Source organism: Sulfitobacter sp. AS92, from assembly GCF_038900015.1.
Taxonomy (GTDB): Bacteria; Pseudomonadota; Alphaproteobacteria; order Rhodobacterales; family Rhodobacteraceae; genus Sulfitobacter.
In genome coordinates, this window is the sequence record NZ_JBBMQL010000006.1 from 132,174 (window position 1) to 154,401 (window position 22,228).

Below are 22,228 nucleotides of genomic sequence, written 5' to 3' on the forward strand. Positions count from 1 at the left end.
CAAAACAGGCGGCCCTATGTTTTGGCCGCCTGTCTAAATCTAGTCTGTTAAGGGATTATGAACGCTTAGGCGCTGCATTTCCCAACGAGCGCTTCGTAACGGTTGGTGATCCAACCAAGTGCCTCTTGGGGGTCTTTTTCTTCGATCTGGCCAGTAAAGCGCGAAAAGACAGCGGCAGAGCGGCTGTTATCGACTGCGGTCGCACGCTCTCCGGTGATGACCGTGTCATAGACGAAAAAGGCGATCGCCACGAGCAAGACGCCCCGCACAACGCCAAAGATAAAGCCAAGACCTTGATCAATCCCGCCAAGGATCGAGCGGTGCACCAGTGAAGAGAACAACGGCGTGAAAAGCGAAACGATGATCAGTGCCGCGGCAAAGACCAGCGCGAAGGCGCCGATAACCGACAGTTCGCAGCTATCAGCAAGGAATTCGCCAATATAGGGCAGTTCACGCACCAGCGGTTCAACCTGCGGTGCAAAGAGAAAGGCTAATACCGCAGCTGCAATCCAGCCAACAATCGCCATCAATTCGCGCACCAGCCCGCGGCCATAGGCCAGCAGTGCCGATAGCACGATGACCACCGCGACCACCCCGTCAATAATGGTAAAACCGTCCATGCGCGTTCTCGCCCTCGTCTAAGGGGGGATCAGCCCGCCCCGAAAATTTCGCCAACAAATCCGGTCAGATCGCTCATTGTATTCAGCGCAATTCCGGTCGCACCCACGGCTTTTCCGCCGCGTGGTGCAATAGCGCTCGTAAAACCAAGTTTTTGCGCCTCTTTCAACCTGTTTTCCGTCTGACTGGCAGGTCGCAGCGCACCAGATAGGCTGATTTCGCCGAAAACCACTGTTTCGGCGGGAAGAGCCACGTCTTCGCGGGCCGAAAGTATTGCCGCGGCCACGGCCAAATCGGCGGCAGGCTCAGATATCTTCATACCGCCTGCAACGTTGAGATAGACGTCTAACCCAGCAAAGGGGATGCCACAGCGCGCCTCCAACACGGCAAGGATCATCGCCAGACGGCCCGAATCCCAGCCCACCACCGTGCGCCGCGCTTGGGAATGGGGCGAGGGCGCAACAAGCGCCTGAAGCTCGACCAAAACGGGCCGCGTGCCTTCGATGCCCGCAAACACAACAGAACCGGGGGAGGGTTGGCCGCGCTCAGACAGAAAAAGAGCCGAGGGGTTGGTGACTTCGGCCAAGCCGCTACCGGTCATTTCAAAGACACCGATCTCATCCGCTGGGCCAAATCGGTTCTTCACTGCGCGTAGGATGCGGAACTGGTGGCCGCGCTCGCCTTCGAAATAAAGCACGGTATCGACCATATGCTCCACCACCCGCGGGCCTGCGATCTGGCCCTCTTTGGTGACATGGCCCACCAGAATCACCGCGACACCGCGCCGTTTGGCAAAGGTGGTCAGCTCATGCGCGGCGGCGCGGACCTGACTGACCGATCCGGGGGCGCTCTCGACGTTATCGGCCCACATGGTTTGAATTGAGTCGATGATCGCCAGTTGCGGGCGCTCGGCCTCCAGCGTGGTTAGAATATCGCGCAAGTTGGTTTCAGCGGCTAATTTCACCGGCGCTTCGGCCAGATCTAGGCGCTGTGCGCGCATACGGACCTGAGCGCTTGCTTCCTCGCCACTAACGTAGATGGTTTTGAGCCCTGACTTGGCAAAATGCGCGGCGGCTTGGAGGAGGAGGGTGGACTTCCCGATCCCCGGATCACCGCCAACAAGGATCGCAGAGGCCGGCACCAACCCGCCACCTAGCACGCGGTCCAATTCGGCGATGCCGGATTGGGCGCGGGGGGGCGGGGTTTCTTGGGTGGCAAGGTCGGTCAGCTCGATCGCGGACCCGCGCCGTGCGCCCAAGGATTTGCTGGGCGGGCCTGCAGAGATGCCCTTGTCTTCGACGATGGAATTCCAAGCGCCGCAGGCGTCACAGCGCCCGGACCATTTGGAATGCTTCGCACCACATTCGGTGCAAGAAAAATTTGGGGAGGATTTAGCCATGCGCCCTTTTCGCTCAAGGGTCGAATGGCGTCAAAGGAAAAGCATTCGGCCCGTGGGCGATGATCCCGGGGGGGAACCCATGGGCCGGATGCTGCCGCCTAACTTATTCGGCGGCCTTGGGAGGAAGATCAATTACGATGTTATCAAGTGACGTGGAATCTGCGCGGCGGATGGGGGCGGGTGTCTCTGTTGGTACCACACGCTCAAGACCAATCTCCGGCATGATCTCACGCATCTCTTCACGCAGACGCTCAAGCTGGGCCACGGCGACGCTCTCTTCGAGTTCGACCTCATGCAGCCAGTGTTTCATCTCCGTCGAGATGCCCTTGGCCTGGTCCAGGCGGCTATTGAACAACTCAACCTCTTCTTGACGCTGCTTCAGGAAGCTGCGTGCGCGGGCCAGTTTCTCATCGGAGTAGACCTCTGCCAGATCGCGGGCCACGTGGCTCATCTGGGCGGCCATTTCCAAGACTGCAGGCTCAAGCGTACTGAGATCGGGGTGGTCGCGCAGGTAGGCCAAACGCTCACGAACCGAGTCGAATTCCGAGCTCATCTGAAAGGTCTCTGCCCGATCAGCAGCATGCACCATGCCGTAGGCACGGGCCACATCCTGCATGCCGACGCTGAACTGGCGGTGCGAGGTTTCAAGCTGCATTACACGGCGGTTGGTGGGCAGGAAAAAGCACAGACCGACGGCCAGAGCAGTAAGGGCAAGCTGGGCATACATCCCGGCGTTTTCGACAGGCTCACCGGCATATTGAAGGTCAAGGCTGACCCAATCCCACAGACCAAATGCGGCCATGAGGCTGGCACCGGTAAGCGCAAGCGCCGCAAGGGCGAAAATGGCCAACGCGAGGCGCTGAAATACAAATTGAACGAGGTAGGCAATGGAACGAAGCTGGGACATACTTTCTCCCCCCTGGAAGAGCTACTAAGCAAGTTTCTGCCGACTAACGCCCCTTTATCCTTCTTTGTTCCAACTCTATGCGGAATTATGCTGAGGATTTAGCTAAGTGTTGCCGATAGTATGGCACAACCTTCGGTATTTTAGGAAATTTTCCGCTCTAAAGTGGCATTTTATTTTTCCAATGGGCATCGGAAAGCCATGGGAGATTGCCCGGTTTGAGGCCGATAAACCGGCCTGAAGTTCATTCCGAATTGCCGCGAACGGTAAGAAATCGCCGATCTAAGCGATATAATGCCGGTCGTATCTCGCACCGAGCGAAGTGAGAATTTCATAGCCGATCGTTCCGGCCCAATCCGCCAAATCATCAACACCCTGCCCGGGGCCAATCAACTGAAGTGTCTGGGGCACGTCGGAAAGCGTCGAAATATCGACAGTAATGAGGTCCATCGATACGCGGCCAACGATTGGCAGTGTTTTTCCCTCGTGTTGAAAACATGCCTCACCCACCGCATTACCCATGGCGCGCTTTAACCCGTCGGCATAGCCCGCAGCGACCGTGGCAAGCGTCACCATGGTGTCCGCAGTCCAACTGTTCCCATAGCCTACGGTCTCGCCCGGGGTCACGGTGCGGGTTTGAATGATCGGCACGTCGAGGGTCACCACGGGCTGCGCGTCATCAAAGGGGCGACCGCCATAAAGACCGATGCCGGGACGGGTAACGTCAAAATGATAGTCTGAACCCAGCAGGATACCGCCCGTAGCCGACAGTGACCGCGGGACATTGATCCCTTGGGTCATGTCGCTAAAGCTGCGCAATTGCACGGCGTTCATCTCATGGTCCGGCGCGTCTGAGCAGGCCAGATGTGACATGATAAGCGTGAGGGGCTGGCTCTGCGCGATGCCGCTCAAGGCGGCCCATTCTGCGGGTTCCATCCCCAAGCGGTTCATTCCACTGTCGAGTTGAATACCGAAAGGATGGCCGGGCAGGGTTTCAAGTTGCCGCAAAAGTTGCTCGGTCGAGTTGATCATCGGCGTTAACGCCGCGTCGCGGATGGCCTCGGCATCGCCTGCCATATGCCCAAAGAAAACGTTGATGACTGGCCCGTCGCCCAAAGCCTGACGCAGTGCAGCGCCTTCCTCGGCCAAAGCCACGAAAAACTGCCGCGCGCCGGCCTGTGCCAATGCGTTGGCCACGCGACCGGCCCCTAATCCGTAACTGTCGGCTTTGACCACCGCGCCGGTCTCGGCTTTGGTTCGGCGGTCAAGGGCGCGCCAGTTGTTGGCGATGGCTTGCAGGTCGATGGTCAGGGTCGCTTTACTCATGTGCGGATGTGGGCCGGAATGCGGGGCAAGGTCAAGCGGCCAAGGGCACCTAACGTCATGCGCGACAGGAAGGTGGGCGATTTGATATGCTTTTGCCTATTGGTTGTCCAAGATGGGCCGGTTGCGCAGGGCAGGGAGGTCAGGCGGGTGACAAGGATCAAGATCATGTTCGGCCATGCGGGCGTGTCACTTATGGCGCTGGCCTGTGTGGTGGCCATTGTGGCGATGCTTTGGTGGGCGCCGTTGTGGTGTTGGGCGTTGGTCCCGCTGGGGGTCGTGGCGCAGATGTTGAACGAATACAACCTACACCGCCATATCTTTCACCTTGATCCGCCCAGACGGCAGTGGGCCTTTGATCTGCTGTACCGCGCGCATTACGGGCACCATGATTTTCCCACCAACCACGGGCTTTTCTTTGTCCCGCTCTGGGTCGCCTTGCCGATGCTGGCAGGCAATTTCCTGTTGGTCTGGGGGATCGCGGCGCTGCTGGGGGTTGAGGCTGCGATTTGGCTTGCCACTGCGATTGTGCCCTTGGGCGGGGTTCTGACCTTTCTGATCTATGAGTGGTTCCATATGACAGCGCATCTGACCGTCCCTAAAACCGCGGTAGAGCGCCATGTCACGCGGCTGCACAACCAGCATCATTTCCGCGACTTCAACAAGTGGTTTCACGTCAGCCCGGGCGGAGAGATCATCGATCGCGCCATGGGCACGGATATCGACACCGAAGCATTGAAACAGCAGCAGCGCATTGCGTTTATCCGTACCTTGGGCATGAAACCCGACGACCCGAGGCTTCTTGCCGCCCGCGCGAAATTTGCGGCGAAGTACGCTTTGACTGAGGCAGAGGTGGCACGCGCTGCACGGGGATAGAGTTAAATTCCCCCAAGCGTTACAGGCAGAGTGCCAGCCTGGGTGACGGGGGTAGGATTACGCGTATCCCGAAAGGCCAAACGCATTTCACCTCCCTTGTCCTGATTGCCGCCGGAGCAACGTAGGCAGACGGCATACTTATCACCCGGGGGATGTCCCCCGGGCGCCTCAGATCAAGGCTTGATGTAGGTATAACCCATCTGCTGGAGCCGCGAGAGTTCGGCGACGCCAGAGGGCACGATGTCTTCTTCCCAAACATCATAGAGATCCTCTTCGTAGCTAATCTTGCGTCCACGCAGGGTGTTGTTGCAGACGTGGAAGCTGACGTTTTGGCCCTTAAGTGATGAGACGGTTGTCTGCATCTTCTCGTTGCCCTTGGCATCGGCCAGCAGGCTTAGCCCGTTGCCGTGCAACACGACCTTCACGTCGATATTCTCAGCGCCGACGGCGTTGATGTGGTTCTGGATGTTACGCATGGCCCCCAAATGCGCCTTAGAGGCTTCGCCGCCGTTATAATTGATGTGATAGACGACCTTCTGCTTGCCGTAGCGCTCGGTCTCTTCGGCCTGAAGGACGAAGGCAAAGCTGCTGGCCAGCAAAAGGCAGATGGCTCGGATGATGTTTGTCATGTGGTTCCTCCCAATATGAATGACGGTTCAAACGCGGGTGCGCAGAACCGCCCCACCTAGCCTAGCAAGAGAGGGGAGCAATCCAAATCATTTATTCGCAGATGTGAATTTGAGAGGGGCGCCGGACGGGGCTAGGCATTTTGTCAGCGTCGCGAGGCCGGGCGCCGACTGTTTCTTTGGGGTAGACTTAAAATTCTTGTTCGTCCCGATCGCCCTGCTGCCAAGGCTGCACAAGGTTGCCAAAGCGGGTGAACTTACCTTCAAAGCTAAGGTCGACGGTGCCAATTGGACCGTGACGCTGCTTGCCGATCACCACCTCGGCGCGGCCGTGCAGACGTTCCATTTCCTCCTGCCACGCGGCCATTTTGTCGAGTTCGTGATCGCCGGGCTTCTCGCGCTCTTTGTAGTATTCCTCGCGATACACGAACATCACCACATCGGCGTCCTGTTCGATCGAGCCGGATTCGCGCAAGTCCGACAGTTGGGGGCGTTTATCTTCGCGGTTCTCCACCTGACGCGAAAGCTGCGACAGGGCAATTACCGGAATGTCGAGTTCCTTGGCGATGGCTTTGAGACCCATCGTGATTTCCGAGATTTCGTTCACCCGGTTTTCCGATTTACCGGTGCCGCGGACCAGCTGCAGGTAGTCGATGATCAGCACGTCGAGCCCATGTGTCCGCTTAAGCCGCCGCGCGCGGGCGGCAAGCTGGCTGATCGGCAGGGCGGGCGTGTCGTCGATGAACAGCGGGCAGGCTTCTAGGGCCTTGGCGGCGTCGACAAACCGGCGGAACTCGGTCTCGGTCATGTCGCCCGAGCGGATCTGTTGACTGGGGATTTCAGCGGCCTCGGAAAGGATACGTGCGGCAAGCTGTTCGGCGCTCATCTCAAGACTGTAGAAGCCCACGACACCGCCATCGACGGCACCTGTGGAGCCGTCAGGCTTTTGGCCACGCTTATAGGCCTTGGCCACGTTAAAGGCGATGTTGGTCGCAAGCGAGGTTTTACCCATCGATGGACGCCCGGCGAGGATCAAAAGGTCAGACCGGTGCAAACCACCGAGTTTCTTGTCCATGTCGATCAGGCCAGTGGAGACGCCCGATAGGCCGCCGTCCCGTTGGTAGGCCGCGTTGGCCACGTTGACCGCATCGGTGACGGCCTTGAGGAAGGACTGGAAACCGCTTTCGACCTGACCCTGTTCGGCCAGTTTATAGAGCTCCTGTTCCGCTTCGACAATCTGTTCGCGCGGCTCTGACGCGACATCAACCTGCGCGGCCTTTGCCGAGATGTCGCGGCCCAGTTGGATCAGATCGCGACGTACGGCGAGGTCATAGATCATCTGCGCGTAGTCGCGCACTGCAAAGGCGCTGATCGCGGCCCCGGCAAGGCGGGCCAGATAGGCCGGGCCGCCGAGTTCTTTCAGCCCTTCGTCGTCTTCCATGAAGGCTTTAAGCGTTACCGGGGAGGCGAGGTTGTTCTTAGCGATACGCTGGGCCGCGATATCGAAGATTCGCGCATGGACCGGCTCGTAGAAATGTTTGGGGCCAATGACGGAAGCGACGCGGTCATAGACGTCATTGTTGGTCAGGATGGCGCCCAACAACTGCTGTTCGGCCTCAATCGAATGCGGCATCGATTCCGGTGCCTGTACAGCCAATTGGTTCGCGTTCAGCGATGTAATCTCGTTCATGACCTCACCCATTTCTACCCAGAGGGCCGTCTTAGCCAGTGGGTATGCCCGGCGCAAATTGTATCTTTCTGTGGATATCTCTGCGCGCAAAAGCACTCACCACATCTTGCCTTGCGGTGAGTGCTTACGTCAACATCTTGGCTAAAACAGCTTAACTTTTGCGGGATTCCTGCCACTCACGTGGCGCGTTGAGGAAGGCTTCGACTTCGGTCAACGTGGCCGCGTCAAAGGCGTTCTGTGCGCGGGCTTCGGCCAGCACGTCCCACCATGTGCACAGTGCGTGCAGGCTAACGCCATGGTCGCCAAGTGTCTTTTCGGTCTGCGGGAAAATGCCGTAATGGAAGATTACCGCGGTATGCGCACAGGTCGCGCCGGTTTCCCGAATCGCGTCGACGAAGCTGAGTTTTGAGCCGCCATCGGTGGTTAGATCCTCGACCAGCAGCACGCGCTGGCCCTCGGTCATGTCGCCTTCGATCCGCGCGTTGCGGCCATAGCCTTTAGGCTTTTTGCGCACATAGGTCATCGGCAGCGCCATGCGCTCAGCCACCATTGCGGCGAAGGGGATGCCTGCGGTCTCGCCCCCGGCGATATTGTCGAAGGCCTCGAAACCGGCATTGCGCATTACGGTGACGGTGAGGAAATCCATCAGCGTGGATCGGATCCGCGGGTGAGAGATCAGCTTGCGGCAGTCGATATAGGTCGGGCTGGGCAGGCCGGAGGCCAGCGTGAAGGGCTCATCCGCGTTGAAATGCACCGCGCCGATCTCTAGCAGCATGCGCGCGGTAAGGCGGGCCATTTCTTCGGGGCTTGGGTGGCTGGTGGGGATCATGGCAGGCGTCCTTGGGCAGGGAGAGGTCGGATCGGTATTTAAGAAAGGATGAAGCTTAAGAGGTCCAGTGCAGATCGAAACCGGGGTCGAAGACCGTGACCGGGCCGTCGGGGGTGTCGATGCTGGTGGGGTGCGCAGGGGCTTCGCGGCGCAGGGTAATGCGGGTCTCGTTGGGCGGCAGGCCGTAGAAGGCGGGGCCGTTGAGCGAGGTGAAAGCTTCGAGCTTGTCGAGCGCGCCGTCCTCTTCGAAGACCTGCGCGAGGATCGACATTGTGTTAGGCGCGGTGAAGCAGCCTGCGCAGCCGCAGGGTTGCAGTTTGGCGCCATCGGTGTGCGGCGCGCTGTCGGTGCCGAGGAAAAAGCGCGCGTCGCCGGATGTGGCCGCGTGGCGCAGGGCGAGGCGGTGGGTCTCACGCTTGGCCACGGGCAGGCAGTAGTAATGCGGGCGGATACCGCCGGCGAGGATATGATTACGGTTGATCACAAGGTGGTGCGTGGTGATCGTTGCCGCGAGGCCACTGTCGTTGCTGAGCACGTAATCGGCGGCGTCGGCGGTGGTGATATGTTCCATGATCACGCGCAACGCAGGATGTGCGCGGCGGATCGGGTCGAGCACGCGGTCGATGAAGACGGCTTCGCGGTCGAAGATGTCGATCTCGCTGTCGGTGACCTCGCCATGGGTGCAGAGTGGCAGGCCGATCTCGGCCATGCGGTCGAGCACGGGGGCGACTTTGTCGAAGTTCGAGACGCCGCTGGCGGAGTTGGTTGTTGCGCCTGCGGGGTAGAGTTTAACGGCTTGGATCAGGCCATCGGCGTGGGCGCGTGCCACGTCTTCGGGGTCCGTGTCTTCGGTCAAGTAGAGGGTCATCAGCGGGGTGAAATCCGCGCCTTCGGGCAGGGCGGCCATGATCCGGTCGCGGTAGGCGGCGGCTTGGGCACCGGTCACCACCGGGGGCACGAGATTGGGCATGATGATCGCGCGGGCGAAGTCGCGGGCGCTATGGGGGAGCACGGCGCGCAGCATATCGCCATCGCGCAGGTGCAGGTGCCAGTCGTCGGGACGGCGGATCGTGATGCTTTGTGTCATGGGCGCGGGCTAGCACAGAGCGGGGGCGCGCGCCAGATTGAAAACCTATCCGGTTGCGGTGGCGGCCTCTGCCGTGCGGGCCTGACGACGGGCGCGCATCCGCTCGAGGCGGCGGGCGAAGCGGGGCGCGCTCATCCGCGAGCTGACATTGGCGCAGACGGCTTCGAGTAGCATCTCGCGCCCTTGGGCATTGATCGCTTGGCTGAGATTGCGCAGATAGGGCAGATAATCGCGCCGTGCGCGGTAAAGGGCAGCAAAGCGAGTGGCATCCAATGTGCCATCGGCGGCGGCCTGCAGCAGCGGGTCGAGCTGATCGATCTCCAAAAGGTCAGTTTGCAGCGCGTCCCCCATGTAGGGCATCCGCAGCTTGGTCACATTGGGCCGGGTGAAGAGCGCTGCGTGCATCGCGTCGAGTGTTTCTTTGGGATCATAGAGCACGAAGACCCGTTCGGCGGCGTCGAGCATATCGGGGGCGTAACCGTAGCGCGATGTGAAATCGAGAATGCGCATATCGGTGAAACGGTCGTCCCATTCGGTGAGACGTGGGTTGAGCGTGGCCTGCGGTTGGATCGCGACCACGGCAGCACCCGGAGAGGCGACGGAATAGGCGGCGGCGGCATAGGCGCAAGGACCAGCACCGTAGAAAAGCACCTGTTCGAATTCGTCGAAGAACCCATCATCAATCAGCCGGTCGAAATAGGCATAGACCTCTTCCGCGCGAAACCATGTGTCACCATCGCTGGCCAGACACAGATGCGACCAGTCGTGGTTGCGTACCATGTCCCAGCCCAGGGGCTGCGCCTTGTCTGACAGTGCGTGCATGCCTTGATAGGTTTCAAAGGTGACGAGCAGGGTGCTGTCACGCTCAATAAAGGACGAAAAATGGCGTTTGCCGAGGGACTGGAAATAACCATCCTCTTCGGCCACGGCCTCAACCGCGCGTAGCCAATCGCGTTTGGGCATATCGGCCAGTGAGCTTTCGATCGTGGGCGTATCGCTCGGCATCGGGCATCCTCAGGGCTTGTCGCGGCGGGGCAGATCCGCCTTCTCAGCTAGGGTTAGCCAGATAATAGGGCAAAAATGCGGAAAATCCGTGAGAATTTGAAGAGAATGTGACGGTTTTCCGGGGGCAGAGCGCCAACGCGCGTATTAATGCTGACTTTCGCGCGCTTGGCCGCGTCTTGCATACTCAACCATAAAGCGTGCAGCCTTGGCAGTCACCGGGCGGCTTGGCGGCGCCATGAGCAGGCGTCCGAAGAGGGCGCGGAAGGGCTCTTGTTCCATCAGCGCGTCGAAACGGGTGCGGCGCCATGCGACCGCAGCGTCGTGCAGCGCGGCGAGTTCTGGATCGGCCTTAAGCGCGGCCAGCTCATGCGCGCGCGCCGGTGCGGTGGCGCTGATCGTCGTATCGGTTTCGGTGTTAAAATTCCGCTCCACCCAATAGTCTAGCCCCAGCATATGGTCGCTGTGCACGGCGCGACCACGGTCGGCTTTGAGCACGTAGGTTTCCATCGCGCCCAAGGGATAGTGATTGATCTGAGCCAAACCATGATTTTGGCGTCCGTAGTTGGAAAAGATCCGGCGGGTTTTGAACAGGTCGGGCAGGGGGCGGCCATGGCTGTCGAACCAGCGGGCCTGATCCAGTCGCGTCGGATCTGGGCTGCGGGGGCGGTGCACGCCCGGTTGCGCATAGGTGCCGTCGTTGCGGTAGAGCGTTTTGAACATCGCGGCACGCCACGGCCAATGCATCACGGCGGGCGCGCAGCGTGTGAAGGTCTCGGTCACGGGGCGGTCCTTGTAGCGCACCTGATCGGCACTGCCGAAAAGCCGCCACGTGAGGGTGATCGACGTGGCCTTGGGCAAGGCTGCGTGCAGCGCGGCGAGACTGTGATCGCCGCAATGGATGTTCACGAACTCATCAATGTCGAGCGGCAAGATCCAGTCGGCCAGTTGCACAACCTGCAAATCGGCAGCGGCCTTCAACGCAGTGAACTGTATCCCGCCTTTATCATAAGGGCCGTCATTGCGGATGTGGGTCACGCCGCCAAATGCTTGTAAACGGTCTAGCATCGCATCCGTGCCGTCGTCGCAATCGTTGGAAAACACCAGCACGTGATCAAACCCGATAGCGCGGTGGTGGGCGAGCCATTCTAGAAGGAACGCGCCCTCATTGCGCAGGCAAAGGATCGCAAGGTGGGAGGGGGCCTTACCACTCACGGCGGAATGCCACGACTTTGTTATGCGAGCCGCGGTGATAATAGGCCATGCCGGCGTTCATAAACGCGGCGAAGACCTTGTTGACACCCTCGGGACCGATCCATTGCGGGTGCAGTTCGATGATGGCCGCACGAAGATTGGCGAGGGGCAGTGTGGGGATTAGGTCCACCTCCGCGCCTTCGATATCGCAGATCAGCACGGTGGGGTTCAACTCGGCGAAGACCCCAGCAGCATCAAGCACGTCGATTTGATGGGTTTCGGGAGGCTCTTCGCCCTCAAAGCGGGTCATGGAGGACGACAGGATCTGCGCGCGCACATGGAAATCGACCTTGCCTGGCGCGGGGCCAAGAATGGCGTTGGTGACATGGGTATTGCTCAGCCCGTTGGCTGCATGGACGCGACGAATATAGGGGATGAGGTTGGGGTTGGCTTCAAAGGAATGCACCGAGGCGACCTGGCGTTTGCTGGCCACCAGCGTCGACATATAGCCGACCCCGCCGCCCAGTTCGATCACCCGGTCGCCTTCGCGGACAACCCGTAAGGCGGCCTCGCTTTCTTTGGCCTCATAGGAATTTTGACGCAGCAGTTTGCGGACCCGACCGCGCAGGATCGTAGGGTCGTCGGGGAACTTCATACCGCGGGAATGGATGAAATTGGCTTCAGTCGAGGTGTCCGTCACGAGGTCAGCTTTCCATATCAAGGGCAAGGGCATAGGCCACCCGTTCGGTCGCGTTTAACTGGATGCTAAGCGCTTGGCGGTAGAGGTCGCGGAACTCTGGCATTTGGTGCAGTTCTTCTGCCTTAGCACGGTGCCAAGCAAGGCCCGCTTCGTGATACGCACGGAGTTGATCGTCCGCCAGCAACCGCTCCATCTCAGCCTGCAGGCGTGGCAGGTTGCGCTGAATGGTGACATCACGGTGATCGTTCCAATCCATGCGGATCCAATAGTTGATCCCAATAGAGCGGTCGACATGCAGCGCCCGTCCGCGTTGGCGTTTAACCAGGAACGATTCCGCCGAGCGTAGCGCGTAGTGGTTCAGTTGCAGCAGCTCATAACCGATATTGCTTTTGGAAGAGCGCCAGCCGTTGCGCAGCGCATCGCGCGTCATATCTTGGCCTGAGCCGTTGACCCATTTTACGTGGCTTTCCTGCGTATCATCCAGCTTATTAGGCCGGTGACAGGAAAGCTTTTCGTAAGCACCAATGTTGCGGAACATCGTCTTGAACCCCCATGCAGTATGGGGTTTTGGGCAATAAGCGGGGGCACAGTGGTCAAACTGGCCGATCACCGGGGCGTCTGAAAGCGCGGTCACTCCGTTATGACCAAAAAGCCGCCATGTCATGGCGACGTTGGTCGCGTCTGGCACGGCGGCAAAGAAGTCTTCCAGCCTGCCATTGCCGGTGCGAATGTTCACGAATTCATCCACGTCAATATGTGCGATCCATTCGGCGTCGCGTATCAGCGGCTCTTTAAGCGCTTGGTTTAGCGCGTGTTGCTGCGGGGAGTTTCCCTTCCAATCGTCGTTGTTGCGGTGCTGGAGGATGCCCAGATCTTGCAGTCGGGCCAGCACAGCATCGGTGCCATCGGTACAATCATTTGTGTAAATCAGGAAATTGTCAAAGCCCACGGCGCGGTGATGGGCGACCCATTCAAGGATATAGGGTGCTTCGTTTTTCATGCAGCCGACGATGACGTTGCCGCTGCTGCCAGGCGGCAACTGGCGCGGCGGAACGGCGGTATAGGCGGGCGCGGGCTGATCTTCACCCTTAAGGGTTATGCGGTTGTGCGGACGGAAGGGGCTGCTGAGGATCATCTCATGGTTGACCTTCACCCGGTTCGACAGTTGGGCTTTGGCCTTGCCCACGTCCTCCGAAGCATCTGGATCGTGCAGCATCGTTTCAAACTTGGTGGCGGAGCGGCGCGCCATCTCAGCCTCCGCGCGTTTTTGGGCCAGCGGGGTTGCAGTGGTGCGGATGCGGTGGGCAAAGGCGGCGAGGTATTGCGTTGCGCGAAAGCCGAATGCGGGGTCCGCCTCGCGCCAAAGGGGCGCGGGCGTATCGGGGGTTAGCGCATCGGCCAGTGCGGGGAATTTTTCGATCAGTGTAGCATTGTCGGCAGCGAAATGCGCAGAGATCGGGGCGAGGCTGCCGGGGGGGATTGGCGCGCCGCCGATCTGAAACGCCTGCAACATCTGGTTCCATGTCCTACGCGGGCAGGAAAGGTCATGTACTTGTAGGTAGCGTATCAACACGTCGTTAAATTGCTGCATCCGCGTAAGCCATGGCGCGGGCAGGGCTGCGATCGCGCGACCGGGGTCAACCGGACCGAGGGGCGTGGTCAGGCAAAGGCTGTCGGCGACTTCGCGGGCCCCGTCCTTTGACAAAAGATGCGAAAGGTCGAGCGGGCGAAAATGGATATTCTCTGCGCCAAAAGCCTCGGCCCAATGGGCATGTAGCGCATGGTAATCGAGCCAAAACGGCGGGTCTTGGACATCAGGGAATATGCCGAAGTCAGACGCGTTTTCAGTCGTCTCACGCGCAGCGTGCCACCAGTTGCCCCGTTCAGCGACAGCCAAATCTTGGGTCAAGGCCAGTTCTTGGGCCAAAGAATGGCGGCGGCCCTCGGTCACGGCAAAGGTGTAATGCGCCGTAAGCAGGCGGGCCTGTTCGTCAAGGTGGGCAATGATCTGAATGTCATCGAAATGCGCAGAAAGCAGGTCACGCAGTTCGGCAAGCTCTTCGGGTCGGGACAGCAAGTTGCCCAATTGCGCAGAGCTTAGCACCACATGATCGGCGTGTGTCTCGGCCAATTCGCGAGACAACAGCGCGTGGAATTCGTCGCGCAGCGTGGTGCGGATCAACGGGCTGTCCAGACCCCGTCGATAGCGCAGCAGTCCCACAGCATCGGGCGCGGCACAGGCGGTATAAAGACGAACATGGTTCCAATCGGGGGCGTAAACCCCCTGCTTTAGCAGTGCATTTTGTTGTTGTTTCAGGATGTTGCGCAGGCGTGCGGCGGCTTTTTCGGTCGGGCCGATGAACAGGGTCAGACGCATTATTCGGCCTCTGCTTTGCCAGTGTTGCTCTGGCCCCACCACGGCAGGTCGATGCCGAGGTAGGCCGCGATCTTGTCGCGTGCATCAGGGTCTTCGATGTCGAATTCCAAGAAATTGTCGCATCCCGCAAATATGCGGCGACAGAAGGCAAAATGCCCCTCAACCCATTTGGCCAGTTCGGCCTCAGTGCGGCCAAAACCCCGTGGCAGGCCCGGCACGTCCGCTTGCGGCAAGCGTTTGTTGCCCAAATTTCGCCAGCGCATCATACTGTTGGCCGTCTTAACCGGGTCGCGGTGCGACATGAGGAACTTGATGTCTGGGTGGTAGGTTTGAATGGCCTGCAACACCCCCCAATCGGTTTGCGGCCAAAGGCTACGGTCATGGCGCACGGCACTCATTTCGTTAATCACATCGAACTCGCGTAACCGCGCCAGCGGGTCGCCGCTGTCAAAGTAATCGGCATAAAGGATCCGCCCGACATGCTCTCCGATGATATCTGGCAGATTGCTTTGCCCCTTGCGGATGCGCCAATCAGCGACCTTGAGCCCCGCGTGGCGCAACGCGTCGGTCAGTGTCGTGGTGCCGGTTTTTGGCAGCCCAAGGTTTATGATGCGTGGCCCGGTCATGGCAGGCCTATTTCAGCAAGGATGTCCGCTTCGGCGGCGCAGTAGGGGCTGGCGTTAAGAAGTTGTTCGCGCATCTCTACATAGGCCGGATCAGCCAGCAGCGCATCACGCCGCGCGCGGTGAGCGGCAACAGATTCCGAATGCAAATCTGCGATGCCCGGCAAAGCCTTAAGGCGGTCTATCTCTGCACCGAGGGCTGGCAGGTAGCGTTGGATTGAGCGATCCTCCCACGCTGCATCGTTGCGTTCGCGCCAATAGGTGTCATCAAAGGCGCGATGCTCACGGTTTACGTCGCCCCGGTCATTCTTGACTAGATAGCTGTCGAGTGACCGCAGCGCGTAGTGATTGAGCGTCGCAAAGCGCCGCGCGCCGCGGGCGGGAAAAGCGCGGATGCGGCGTTTGTTGGCGGCGCTGCGAAAGAGGTCGGGGACCTGCCTGCCAGCGCCATCCGTCCAATGGGGCTGGTCTTTCTCGTCGTCATGAAATGGCCGATGCGCGCCGTAGTAGCCAAGAGGGAAGTCGCTCCGGATCAGCGACTTAACCTCCATCGCCGTGTCAGCGCCGCAGATGTCTGGATTATGGCTTTGGGTGAATTGGGCGATGACGGGCCTGTCGACATAATCCGTGACCCCGCCATTGGCAAAGAACTGAAAATGCACCGAAATCGCTTGTGGGTTCCCACAAGCCTCAATCAATGCGGGTATGCGGTGGTCACCCACATGAATGTTGAGAAACTCATCCACATCCGCGACCCAGACCCAATCCGCCCCTGTGACGATGGGCTGGCGCCTTGCGTCTTTCAGCGCCTGCATCTGGTAGTTTCGGTTGGTGGCCGGGTTCGGCAGGTGCGTTACGATGCCGTGACTTTGCAATGCATCAAGCAACCGGTCGGTCCCGTCGCTGCAATCGTTTGAGTAAAACAGAAAATCCGTAACCCCGATCACCCGGTTAAAGGCGATCCATTCCAGCAGAAACGGGCCTTCGTTCTTGACGCAGGTGACAGCGGTAATGCGCATGTCAGACCCCGCCGCGCCGGGTCGCGATGATAGTGCACTGTCCCATATCTGCCCCTGTGGCCCCGGTGGTTGTCCCCGGTGGCCGTCAATTATTGGTTAAGACTATGCCAGCGCGGAGAAATCACGTCAATCTGCGCAAGCCCTGTCAGACCCCTTGACGGGGCGGGGCGGGAATGCACCACTGGGCCTATGAAAAACATTGATACCATCGACGCGGTCCAAAAGATGCTAAGCGCGGAGGGCTATGTCTGTGACCGTGCTCTTGGGGTTGTTGTGTTCCTAAGCCTGACACTGGGGCGGCCCTTGTTTCTGGAAGGCGAAGCAGGCGTGGGCAAAACCGAGATTGCCAAGGCGCTGGCCGCCGGGCTGGGGCGGCGGTTGATCCGGCTGCAATGCTACGAAGGATTGGATGCATCCAGCGCGGTTTATGAGTGGAATTTTCCGGCGCAGATGGTGGCAATCCGTACGGCGGAAGCCGGGGGCGGCGCGGACCGGCGTGCACTGACACAAGAGCTTTTCAGCGATGAATACCTGATCGAACGCCCGCTTTTGCAGGCCCTGCGCCCGGATGAGAACGGCGCGCCCGTGCTGCTGATCGACGAGCTTGACCGCACCGATGCGCCCTTTGAGGCCTTTCTGCTGGAGGCGCTGAGTGATTTTCAGGTGACGATCCCCGAGCTTGGCACGATCCGCGCACCGGAGCCGCCGATCATGATCCTCACCTCGAACCGCACGCGTGAAGTGCATGACGCGCTAAAGCGGCGGTGCCTTTACCACTGGGTTGACTACCCGGATGTGGAACGCGAAATGGCGATCCTGCAGGCCCGTGCGCCTGAGGCGGCGGAAGCGCTCAGCCGCGAGGTTGTGGCTTTTGTTCAGCAATTGCGGACGGAGGATCTGTTCAAGAAACCCGGCGTGGCAGAGACGATTGACTGGGCAAAATGTTTGTTGGCGCTGGATGTGACAACGCTGAGCCCTGAGGTGATCGCTGACACGCTTGGGGCGGTGCTGAAATACCAAGATGACATTGCCAAACTGCAAGGGTCTGAGGCCGCGCGTATTCTCGAGCAGGCCCGCGCGTCGCTGGTCCCTGCCTGAGCAGAATGGCCGAGCAGCTCCCCCTTGAATTGCCGGACGATCCGAAGCTCGCGGGCAATATCACGCATTTTGCCCGGGCTCTGAGGCGGGCGGGGCTGTCGATCGGGCCGGGACGCGTGGTAGAGGCGGTGGAGGCGGTTGCTGCCGTTGGCTTTACCAGCCGCCGCGATTTCTATTGGACGTTGCATGCCTGTTTCGTGAGCCGCCCTGAGCAGGCGCGGGTCTTTGCGCAGATTTTCAGGCTCTACTGGCGCGATCCGCGCTATTTGGAACATATAATGGCCGCGATGCTGCCCGCCATCCGTGGCGTGCAAGAGGACCGCCCGGCAACACCGGCTGAAAAACGCGCGGCGGAGGCTTTGCTGGACGGGGCGGAAGCGCCGGACCGTGAGGATCAGCCCGCGCCTGAGGAAACTCTCATAGAGGTGGATGCGAGCCTCACGATGTCGGCGCGCGAGCGGCTCAGAACGCTGGATTTCGAACAGATGAGCCTTGCCGAGATGGCTCAGGCGAAACGGATGTTGGCCAAGCTTGCCCTGCCGGTGCCGCCGATGCCCAGTCGGCGGAATGTGGCTGCGGCGCGGGGGCGGATCGACGTGGCGCGCACGCTGAAAGCAGCGCTGCGGCGTGGGGGGGAGATGGAACGGCTCTACCGGATGAAGCCACGTGAGCGTTATCCGAACCTTGTGGTGCTCTGTGATATCTCCGGCTCAATGAGCCAATACAGCCGGGTGATCCTGCATTTCCTGCACGCGGTGGCCAATCGCAAAGGCGCGGGCTGGGCGCAGGTGCATGGCTTCACCTTTGGCACGCGGCTGACAAATATCACCCGACATCTCGCCACGCGCGACGTGGATGCGGCACTGGCGGCGGCGGGCGCACAGGCGCAGGATTGGGAGGGCGGCACGCGGATTGGTGCGGCGCTGGCAGCGTTCAACCGCGATTGGTCACGGCGGGTTATGGGGCAGGGCGCGGTTGTGCTGTTGGTTACCGACGGGCTTGACCGAGACGATCCGGCGGAACTGGCGCGGCAAATGCAACGGCTGCATTTGACCGCCCGGCGGGTGATATGGCTGAATCCGCTGCTCCGCTGGGACGGGTTCGCGCCCAAGGCAGCGGGCATCCGCGCGATGCTGCCCCATGTCGACAGTTTTCGCGCGGGGCATTCGATAGCATCTTTGGAGGCGCTGGCCGAGGCGATCTCGCGCCCTGATGATCCGGGCGAAAAGGCGCGGATGTTGGCGGGGTTGAACGCAGCCGTTTAGGCGATGAGGTGAGGGAGGCGGGGCTGCGGGTCTCTCCAAAACCAGAAGGTTTCGCAGCCACCCTTGATTGATCCCAGCCTGTCACCCGCCTGTCGTCGCGCCAAGCGAAATAGCCGCATCCCCTAAAGGGGCCCCTCGGCGATTTAGCTTGTCCCGCCGCCCTGCGCGCGACCGTTTGGTCTCAAGCAAGGGCGGCTCCGAAACCAGAGTTTCTTAGGCGAAAGTCTTGGCGAAGGTGGTGCGGTAGGTCTCGCGCAGATCGCTGAGCGGTGCGGTGGCAGCGCCGAAGCTAATCTTGTCGCCACCGAAGGCGCCGATTTGAGAGACGGGAACGTTTGCTTCTTTGCCAGCGGCAATCAGAGTCTCGGCAGCCTCGGCGGTGCAGGCGATGAGGTAGCGGGCTTGATCTTCGCCGAAGAGGACCGCGGGGTCATCGCTTTCAAGCTCGACGCCAACGCCGGCGGTTTCGGCCAGCTCAAAGGCTGCGAGGGCAAGGCCGCCATCGCCGAGGTCGGTGCAGGCGGAGATATGGCTGGCCTGCGCGCGGATGAATTCGCCGTGGCGGCGCTCGGTCGCGAGGTCGACATGAGGCGCGTCGCCCTCGATGCGGCCAAAGGCTTCGGCGAGCAAGGCGGATTGGCCGAGGTGGCTGCCAGCTGCGCCGACTAGAAGGGCGACATGGCCTTCGCGCAGCTGATTGCTGATGATGTCATCGACATTGTCGAGCAGGCCGACGGCGCCGATGGTGGGGGTCGGCAGAATGCCTTTGCCGTCGGTCTCGTTATAAAGCGAGACGTTGCCCGAGACGATGGGCATATCGAGCGCGCCGACGGCTTCGCCGATGCCTTTGATCGCACCGACGAACTGGCCCATGATCTCAGGCTTTTCGGGGTTGCCGAAGTTCAGGTTGTCGGTTGTAGCAAGCGGTTTGGCACCTACGGCGCAGAGGTTGCGGTAGGCTTCTGCAACGGCCTGTTTGCCGCCTTCGGTGGGGTTGGCTTTGACGTAGCGTGGGGTCACGTCGGACGTGAATGCCAGCGCTTTGTTGGTGCCATGCACGCGCACGATGCCCGCGCCGAGGCCGGGCAGGCGGACGGTGTCGCCCATGACCATCGTGTCGTATTGCTCGTAGACCCACGCTTTGGAGCTGTGGTTTACAGAGCCGATCAGCGCGCGCAGACCTTCGATGGGGTCGATCTGTGGGGTGTCGGCCAGTGGCGTTGCGGCGGGGGTTTTCACCCACGGGCGGTCGTATTCAGGTGCTGTGGAGGCGAGTTTCGACAGCGGCAGGTCGGCTTTGACCTCGCCATTGAGGCAGATGAGGAAGCGGTCTTCGGGGAGGGTCTCGCCGACGATGGCGAAATCGAGATCCCATTTGTCGAAGACAGCTTTGGCTTCGGCCTCAAGTTCGGGGCGCAGAACCATGAGCATCCGCTCTTGGCTTTCGCTGAGCATCATCTCATAGGCGGTCATGTTGAGTTCGCGCGTTGGCACTTTTTCAAGTTCGAGACGCACACCAAGGCCGCCTTTGTCGCCCATTTCAACGGCAGAGCAGGTCAGGCCCGCAGCGCCCATGTCTTGGATGGAAATCACAGCGCCGGTGGCCATGAGTTCCAGCGTGGCCTCCATGAGGCGTTTTTCGGTGAAAGGGTCGCCGACTTGGACGGTGGGACGCTTTTCTTCGATCGTGTCGTCGAACTCGGCAGAGGCCATTGTCGCGCCCCCGACGCCGTCGCGGCCTGTTTTCGCACCGAGATAGACCACCGGCATGCCAACGCCAGAGGCGGCGGAGTAGAAGATTTTGTCCGCATCCGCGAGGCCCGCCGCGAAGGCGTTGACCAGACAGTTGCCGTCATAGGCGGTGTCGAAGCGCACTTCGCCGCCCACGGTGGGGACGCCGAAGCAATTGCCATAGCCGCCGACGCCTTCGACGACACCGTGCACAAGCTGGCGGGTCTTGGGGTGGTCGGGGCGGCCAAAGCTGAGCGCGTTCATCGCAGCAATCGGGCGCGCGCCCATGGTGAAGACATCGCGCAGAATACCGCCCACGCCGGTCGCGGCCCCTTGGTAGGGCTCAATGTAGGAGGGGTGGTTGTGGCTTTCCATCTTGAAGACCAGCGCTTGGCCGTCGCCGATATCGATCACGCCTGCGTTTTCGCCAGGGCCGCAGATGACTTGGGGGCCGTCGGTGGGCAGGGTGCGGAGCCATTTTTTTGAGGACTTGTAGGAGCAGTGCTCATTCCACATGGCCGAGAAAATACCCATCTCGGTATAGTTCGGCTCGCGCCCAAGGATGTTCACGACCTCGGCGTATTCCTCGGGGGTGAACCCGTGGCTGGCGATGAGGTCAGGCGTGATGGCTGGATCTTGCATGGAAATTCCCCGGCTGGCGCGTTTGCGCCCTCATACAAGGGGAAGTGGCGGGGGGGAAGTGGGTTTGGCCGCCTGTGGGCTGAAAGAATGGGGTGGGCCAAAAAAAAGGCCGAGCACGAAGCTCGGCCAAGTCCAACAGGGAGGTATGAAGCGACGTGCCCTCAGGCTGTCAATCTTCATAATGGTGAAATAGGAGGCAGAGCTGCTCAGATCAAGGCTATTTAACATCGCAAGTCATCATGGCCGATATGCGCCTAATGCATGGCTAAGGCGGCGGCGGGAGGTCAGCCTTCGCCTTCGGTCCGTTCGCGCCAGAGTTTGCGGTAGGTTATGATCTCTTCCTGCACAAAATCCTTAAAGGCAGCGACGCGTTTGGATTGGCGAAGCTCTTCGGGATAGGCGAGGTAAACCGGCACTTCGGCGGATTCGATATCGGGCATCACCTGCACGATATGTGGGAAGTCCTGAATAAGGTAGTTGGGCAGCACGCCAAGGCCAAGGTGGTGCACCACACCCTGAAGCACGCCGAAGTAGTTGTTGACCGTCAAGAGCGAGCGCAGGTCATACATCATCAGCTCTTTGACCAGTTGCAGCCCGGCACCGACCTGATCGCTGTCGGTGTTTTGACAGATCAAACGGTGATCGGCCATGTCCTCCATGCGCGTTGGGGTGCCATGTTTCTCAAGATACTCAGGCGTGGCGTAGAGCCCCATGCGCACGGTCATCAGGCGTTTGCGGACCAGATCGGCCTGGCTCGGCTCTTTCATACGGATGGCGACATCGGCCTCCCTCATGGGCAGATCGAGGACGCGTTCTTCGAGCATCAGGTCGACTTTAAGATCGGGGTATTGTTCGTAGAGTTTGGGCAGGCGCGGCGCGAGCCAAAGGGTGCCGAAGCCGGTGGTGGTCGTCACCCGAAGCTCACCAAACACTTCTTCTTCGCTGTCGCGGATACGCGCGGCGGCGGCGTCGAGACGCTTGGCCATGGCCGAGGTCGCGTCGAACAGCAGCTCACCCTGTTCTGTCAGGATCAAACCGCGCGCGTGGCGGTGGAAGAGGTTGGTGTTGAGCTGTTCCTCAAGCCCGCGAATCTGCCGACTGACCGCGGACTGCGACAGGTTCAACTTGTCGCCCGCATGGGTCAGCGACCCGGCGTCGGCCACGGCGTGAAAAATTCTGAGTTTGTCCCAATCCATGGCGCGTACTTTCCTTGCCCAGCCTTTCC

Annotated in this window: 19 protein-coding genes; 3 read left to right on the forward strand and 16 right to left on the reverse strand. The window is 60.3% G+C overall.

What is annotated here, in order from left to right; translation table 11 throughout:
• Positions 1 to 65 precede the first annotated feature (65 nt).
• The 4 genes from WNY61_RS12585 to alr all read right to left on the reverse strand — a co-directional run bounded on the left by WNY61_RS12585 (position 66) and on the right by alr (position 4,247).
• Positions 66 to 620 (reverse strand): CvpA family protein, encoded by a 555-nt coding sequence (locus WNY61_RS12585; RefSeq protein ID WP_007119896.1) that lies wholly within the window; start codon positions 618 to 620, stop codon positions 66 to 68.
• 29 nt (positions 621 to 649) lie between these two features.
• The gene (gene radA, locus WNY61_RS12590) at positions 650 to 2,017 is read right to left on the reverse strand and encodes a DNA repair protein RadA (protein ID WP_342851763.1); all 1,368 of its coding nucleotides are present in this window, start codon (positions 2,015 to 2,017) and stop codon (positions 650 to 652) included.
• Between the two features lie 103 nt (positions 2,018 to 2,120).
• Positions 2,121 to 2,924: a DNA repair protein gene (locus WNY61_RS12595; protein WP_342851764.1), complete on the reverse strand. Its 804-nt coding sequence runs from the start codon at positions 2,922 to 2,924 to the stop codon at positions 2,121 to 2,123.
• A gap of 279 nt (positions 2,925 to 3,203) precedes the next feature.
• Positions 3,204 to 4,247, reverse strand: a complete 1,044-nt coding sequence (gene alr / locus WNY61_RS12600; RefSeq protein ID WP_342851765.1) for an alanine racemase — start codon at positions 4,245 to 4,247, stop codon at positions 3,204 to 3,206.
• Positions 4,248 to 4,394: 147 nt separating this feature from the next.
• On the opposite strand from alr, the gene WNY61_RS12605 reads away from it, so the two are divergent.
• Positions 4,395 to 5,120 (forward strand): sterol desaturase family protein, encoded by a 726-nt coding sequence (locus WNY61_RS12605; protein ID WP_342851766.1) that lies wholly within the window; start codon positions 4,395 to 4,397, stop codon positions 5,118 to 5,120.
• 173 nt (positions 5,121 to 5,293) lie between these two features.
• Here WNY61_RS12605 and WNY61_RS12610 read toward each other — a convergent pair whose 3' ends face one another.
• The 10 genes from WNY61_RS12610 to WNY61_RS12655 all read right to left on the reverse strand — a co-directional run bounded on the left by WNY61_RS12610 (position 5,294) and on the right by WNY61_RS12655 (position 16,267).
• Positions 5,294 to 5,749, reverse strand: a complete 456-nt coding sequence (locus WNY61_RS12610) for a DsrE family protein (RefSeq protein WP_342851767.1) — start codon at positions 5,747 to 5,749, stop codon at positions 5,294 to 5,296.
• A gap of 187 nt (positions 5,750 to 5,936) precedes the next feature.
• On the reverse strand, positions 5,937 to 7,436 hold the full coding sequence (locus tag WNY61_RS12615; protein ID WP_342851768.1) for a replicative DNA helicase: 1,500 nt from the start codon (positions 7,434 to 7,436) through the stop codon (positions 5,937 to 5,939).
• A gap of 151 nt (positions 7,437 to 7,587) precedes the next feature.
• Positions 7,588 to 8,265, reverse strand: coding sequence for an orotate phosphoribosyltransferase (locus WNY61_RS12620; protein WP_342851769.1), 678 nt, complete (start codon positions 8,263 to 8,265; stop codon positions 7,588 to 7,590).
• 55 nt (positions 8,266 to 8,320) lie between these two features.
• The gene (gene pyrC, locus WNY61_RS12625; RefSeq protein WP_342851770.1) at positions 8,321 to 9,352 is read right to left on the reverse strand and encodes a dihydroorotase; all 1,032 of its coding nucleotides are present in this window, start codon (positions 9,350 to 9,352) and stop codon (positions 8,321 to 8,323) included.
• Positions 9,353 to 9,397: 45 nt separating this feature from the next.
• Entirely contained in the window at positions 9,398 to 10,357 is a 960-nt protein-coding gene (locus tag WNY61_RS12630; RefSeq protein ID WP_342851771.1) for a phosphoadenosine phosphosulfate reductase, read from the reverse strand.
• 144 nt (positions 10,358 to 10,501) lie between these two features.
• Positions 10,502 to 11,569 carry a glycosyltransferase family 2 protein gene (locus WNY61_RS12635; protein WP_342851772.1) on the reverse strand — a complete coding sequence of 356 codons (1,068 nt, stop codon included), beginning with the start codon at positions 11,567 to 11,569 and terminating at the stop codon, positions 10,502 to 10,504.
• Positions 11,559 to 12,248, reverse strand: a complete 690-nt coding sequence (locus tag WNY61_RS12640) for an FkbM family methyltransferase (RefSeq protein ID WP_342851773.1) — start codon at positions 12,246 to 12,248, stop codon at positions 11,559 to 11,561. The genes WNY61_RS12635 and WNY61_RS12640 overlap by 11 nt, the downstream gene beginning before the upstream one ends.
• Before the next feature lie 4 nt (positions 12,249 to 12,252).
• A complete protein-coding gene (locus WNY61_RS12645) occupies positions 12,253 to 14,625 on the reverse strand; it encodes a glycosyltransferase family 2 protein (protein WP_342851774.1) in 2,373 nt (790 codons plus the stop codon).
• A complete protein-coding gene (locus WNY61_RS12650; RefSeq protein WP_342851775.1) occupies positions 14,625 to 15,251 on the reverse strand; it encodes a sulfotransferase in 627 nt (208 codons plus the stop codon). The genes WNY61_RS12645 and WNY61_RS12650 overlap by 1 nt, the downstream gene beginning before the upstream one ends.
• Positions 15,248 to 16,267 carry a glycosyltransferase family 2 protein gene (locus tag WNY61_RS12655; protein ID WP_342851776.1) on the reverse strand — a complete coding sequence of 340 codons (1,020 nt, stop codon included), beginning with the start codon at positions 16,265 to 16,267 and terminating at the stop codon, positions 15,248 to 15,250. The genes WNY61_RS12650 and WNY61_RS12655 overlap by 4 nt, the downstream gene beginning before the upstream one ends.
• 189 nt (positions 16,268 to 16,456) lie before the next feature.
• Here WNY61_RS12655 and WNY61_RS12660 point away from each other — a divergent pair, with 189 nt between their 5' ends.
• Positions 16,457 to 17,365 (forward strand): MoxR family ATPase, encoded by a 909-nt coding sequence (locus tag WNY61_RS12660; RefSeq protein ID WP_342851777.1) that lies wholly within the window; start codon positions 16,457 to 16,459, stop codon positions 17,363 to 17,365.
• Between the two features lie 5 nt (positions 17,366 to 17,370).
• Positions 17,371 to 18,630: a VWA domain-containing protein gene (locus WNY61_RS12665; protein ID WP_342851779.1), complete on the forward strand. Its 1,260-nt coding sequence runs from the start codon at positions 17,371 to 17,373 to the stop codon at positions 18,628 to 18,630.
• Positions 18,631 to 18,843: 213 nt separating this feature from the next.
• On the opposite strand, the gene purL is transcribed toward WNY61_RS12665, so the two are convergent.
• Together purL and WNY61_RS12675 are read right to left on the reverse strand one after the other, a co-directional pair.
• Positions 18,844 to 21,003, reverse strand: coding sequence for a phosphoribosylformylglycinamidine synthase subunit PurL (gene purL, locus WNY61_RS12670; protein ID WP_342851780.1), 2,160 nt, complete (start codon positions 21,001 to 21,003; stop codon positions 18,844 to 18,846).
• 284 nt (positions 21,004 to 21,287) lie between these two features.
• A complete protein-coding gene (locus tag WNY61_RS12675) occupies positions 21,288 to 22,199 on the reverse strand; it encodes a LysR family transcriptional regulator (RefSeq protein ID WP_342851781.1) in 912 nt (303 codons plus the stop codon).
• Between the last annotated feature and the right edge of the window lie 29 nt (positions 22,200 to 22,228).

Excerpts from the sequence above, each read along its gene's own strand:
- WNY61_RS12585 (WP_007119896.1), bottom strand. The coding sequence starts at position 620 with ATGGACGGTTTTACCATTATTGACGGGGTGGTCGCGGTGGTCATCGTG.
- radA (WP_342851763.1), bottom strand. The coding sequence starts at position 2,017 with ATGGCTAAATCCTCCCCAAATTTTTCTTGCACCGAATGTGGTGCGAAG.
- WNY61_RS12595 (WP_342851764.1), bottom strand. The coding sequence starts at position 2,924 with ATGTCCCAGCTTCGTTCCATTGCCTACCTCGTTCAATTTGTATTTCAG.
- alr (WP_342851765.1), bottom strand. The coding sequence starts at position 4,247 with ATGAGTAAAGCGACCCTGACCATCGACCTGCAAGCCATCGCCAACAAC.
- WNY61_RS12610 (WP_342851767.1), bottom strand. The coding sequence starts at position 5,749 with ATGACAAACATCATCCGAGCCATCTGCCTTTTGCTGGCCAGCAGCTTT.
- WNY61_RS12615 (WP_342851768.1), bottom strand. The coding sequence starts at position 7,436 with ATGAACGAGATTACATCGCTGAACGCGAACCAATTGGCTGTACAGGCA.
- WNY61_RS12620 (WP_342851769.1), bottom strand. The coding sequence starts at position 8,265 with ATGATCCCCACCAGCCACCCAAGCCCCGAAGAAATGGCCCGCCTTACC.
- pyrC (WP_342851770.1), bottom strand. The coding sequence starts at position 9,352 with ATGACACAAAGCATCACGATCCGCCGTCCCGACGACTGGCACCTGCAC.
- WNY61_RS12630 (WP_342851771.1), bottom strand. The coding sequence starts at position 10,357 with ATGCCGAGCGATACGCCCACGATCGAAAGCTCACTGGCCGATATGCCC.
- WNY61_RS12645 (WP_342851774.1), bottom strand. The coding sequence starts at position 14,625 with ATGCGTCTGACCCTGTTCATCGGCCCGACCGAAAAAGCCGCCGCACGC.
- WNY61_RS12650 (WP_342851775.1), bottom strand. The coding sequence starts at position 15,251 with ATGACCGGGCCACGCATCATAAACCTTGGGCTGCCAAAAACCGGCACC.
- WNY61_RS12655 (WP_342851776.1), bottom strand. The coding sequence starts at position 16,267 with ATGCGCATTACCGCTGTCACCTGCGTCAAGAACGAAGGCCCGTTTCTG.
- WNY61_RS12660 (WP_342851777.1), top strand. The coding sequence starts at position 16,457 with ATGAAAAACATTGATACCATCGACGCGGTCCAAAAGATGCTAAGCGCG.
- WNY61_RS12665 (WP_342851779.1), top strand. The coding sequence starts at position 17,371 with ATGGCCGAGCAGCTCCCCCTTGAATTGCCGGACGATCCGAAGCTCGCG.
- purL (WP_342851780.1), bottom strand. The coding sequence starts at position 21,003 with ATGCAAGATCCAGCCATCACGCCTGACCTCATCGCCAGCCACGGGTTC.
- WNY61_RS12675 (WP_342851781.1), bottom strand. The coding sequence starts at position 22,199 with ATGGATTGGGACAAACTCAGAATTTTTCACGCCGTGGCCGACGCCGGG.